Annotated in this window: 4 protein-coding genes; 2 read left to right on the plus strand and 2 right to left on the minus strand. The window is 35.9% G+C overall.

The window, feature by feature from the left end; translation table 11 throughout:
• Nucleotides 1-173 precede the first annotated feature (173 nt).
• Nucleotides 174-659, plus strand: coding sequence for a GNAT family N-acetyltransferase (locus AC3WR0_RS25295; protein ID WP_492554836.1), 486 nt, complete (start codon nt 174-176; stop codon nt 657-659).
• 339 nt (nt 660-998) lie between these two features.
• Here the strand turns inward: AC3WR0_RS25295 and AC3WR0_RS25300 are convergent, their stop codons facing one another.
• Entirely contained in the window at nt 999-1,217 is a 219-nt protein-coding gene (locus tag AC3WR0_RS25300; RefSeq protein ID WP_492554837.1) for a hypothetical protein, read from the minus strand.
• 365 nt (nt 1,218-1,582) lie between these two features.
• Here AC3WR0_RS25300 and AC3WR0_RS25305 point away from each other — a divergent pair, with 365 nt between their 5' ends.
• The gene (locus tag AC3WR0_RS25305) at nt 1,583-2,200 is read left to right on the plus strand and encodes a cell wall hydrolase (RefSeq protein WP_492554838.1); all 618 of its coding nucleotides are present in this window, start codon (nt 1,583-1,585) and stop codon (nt 2,198-2,200) included.
• Nucleotides 2,201-2,362: 162 nt separating this feature from the next.
• On the opposite strand, the gene AC3WR0_RS25310 is transcribed toward AC3WR0_RS25305, so the two are convergent.
• A complete protein-coding gene (locus tag AC3WR0_RS25310; RefSeq protein WP_492554839.1) occupies nt 2,363-2,527 on the minus strand; it encodes a hypothetical protein in 165 nt (54 codons plus the stop codon).
• Nucleotides 2,528-2,571: the final 44 nt, after the last annotated feature.

A 2,571-nucleotide genomic window follows, 5' to 3' on the forward strand; every position in this document is an offset into this window, starting at 1 on the left:
TTTCCAGGTTTTTGGAAGTTGGCGATAAGTACCCGTTTTTTTTTAAAGCTAAACATTTAAGAACCTAAGCAGTTACAGGTATTATAAAATTAGAAAATATTACCTATAATTATTGAGAATGTATGTTCTTAAAGGTACAATAATGTTGAGGTTACTATACTAGGAGGTTGAATATGAATGAGGTTAACGATGTAAAGTTAGATTTTTATAAAAGTGAATACGAAGAATTCTTAAGAGGTTTTAACTTACCAGAAGATCAAGTAAGATTCACTGCATTACCGAGCGATAAGATTGAAGAAGCAATTAATATTAGTGAACAATATCCTATTGTGATTTTAGCCGATCAAGAACCAGTGGGGTTCTTTATTCTACACTCTAGTAAGAGAGTAAAAGATTATACAAATAATCCAAAAGCTTTGTTGCTAACAGCGCTCTCAATAAATCATTCTCAACAGGGTAAGGGTTATGGAAAAAAAGGAATGGAAATGTTAAAAGAATTTGCTCGTCAATCATTTCCAAATTTTAACGAAATAATCTTAGCAGTTAATAAAAAAAATATTGCTGCACAAAAATTGTATGAAAAGGTTGGTTATCGAGATACAGAAGTAAGAAAGATGGGTCCTATCGGTGAGCAATTAGTACTCAGTTACTCATTATAAAACAAATTAAATCTAGTCAACTCAACAGAGTTGGCTTTTTTACTGCACGTCCGGAACATGATGTGTAGTAGTGTGGCCCACATATATATTCTTTTAGGGGTCATTACCAGTTTAATAAAGATCCTCTCATCCAGTGCAGGGCACGTCTCAGGAATCAGTCATTTAAAGGAGGATTTAGTAACCTATGATTGGAACTGGTTGTCTTGGACGATAGGGATGTTTTTAGAACGTTATATCTGGTTTGCCATAGCAGTAGTGATTGTTATATTAGTTAGCAAAGTTAACATTTTAGTTCCCAAAAAAAAAGCGCTATGAGCGCTTATCAAAATTGACCTGTCTTTAAAAAATGCCTCTTTGGCCTAAAAATCTAAAAAGCGCAACAATCAACGCTAAGCGGATAATTAATCGTACCAAACGGCCCCTAATTCTGGTTTGAAGAACAAGAGAATCACTTCCAACGGACATAAGAGTGCCTGTATATCTTCCTTCCGTTGTTATAACTTCAACCTCTTGTCCAACAAGACGGTAAGCTTCGGATTTAAAATCTTGATTACTCATATTTTCCACCTCCATTCTTACTAATTAGTAAATGCAGATTTTTAAAAAGAGTATAGACATTTGCTAGTTAATTAAATAGATTTTTTTTTGGGATAGTTCGTTGGAATGAAAGGTATGTAGTGGCGTAATATTTGCTTAAAATATTTCACCGAATTGGGGTTGGAATAAATGACCATAATAAATGAAAAACCCCGGAGCGTGTATTCAGGGTTTAAACATTTAAAACTTAAACCCGGTAAGATATTCCTATTTTCTCAGATTTTGTTTTAGTTCTGTAAAAACAGGGGTAATGGATATTTGTGCTTTTAAGAAAGGAGGTTACAAAACAAGCTAATCATAAAAACTAAATAGCAAAGGAGAAGTAAATGAAAATTTTAAAACCATTTGTTTTTACAGTATTGTTTTTAGTAGGGTTTGGAGCATTAAATCAAGAAGCGAAGGCAGCCACGTTATCGACTGGGTCAACAGGGGAGCAAGTCATACATATTCAATCCATTTTAAAAGAATTAGGCTATTTCCACTCACAGCCTACCGGTTATTATGGTCCTATCACTAAAGATTCGGTAGCACGGTTTCAAAGAGATTTTAACATAGAACAATTAGGTATTGTCGGCCCACAAACTTCACAAAGGCTCGAGGATGTCGATATGATGGCGCATGTGGTTTATGGGGAAGCTCGCGGGGAAAGATATGAAGGACAGGTTGCCGTAGCTGCTGTTATCTTAAATCGGGTGCAGTCAGATGAATTCCCTAATTCTATTTACGGTGTCATTCTTCAAAGGAATGCCTTTTCTTCGCTTATGGATGGACAATCTCAATTACCTCCAAACTCAGGTGCTTATAAAGCGGTAAAGGATGCATTTATGGGCTGGGATCCGAGCGACGGTGCAGTTTATTACTATAATCCGGGATTAGCGACGAATAGTTGGATTTATACTCGTACGGTAACTAAGAGAATAGGAAATCATTTATTTGGTATTTAATCTCATGGAGACACGCTGCATATAGTTGCGGAGTTTTGTACTATAAAAAGCCATTCACCTAATAGTAAAGGTTCCCTTTTCGGGTGCTTTATCGATAAATGACATAAGAAATGACGTGTGAATTGGCACACGTCATTTTTCTTATTTATTAAGGTTTTTAGCTTATTTCACCATTTTTGGCATAGCAATTGTAAAGACAATAAGTATTGAATCATTAAAATGAAGTGTCAAAATAGCTGCCAATTCAATGTCGCTTAGGCTGCCGGCAATATGTTTTTCATATTCAACTAACTTGGCAGGTGTGCGGCCGAGCCTAGGTCGTATCATATAGCGGGTGGGATTCCCGCCGAGTAAGAACTAGCCATTCGCTC

This window comes from Neobacillus sp. FW104-15D2 (assembly GCF_058790155.1).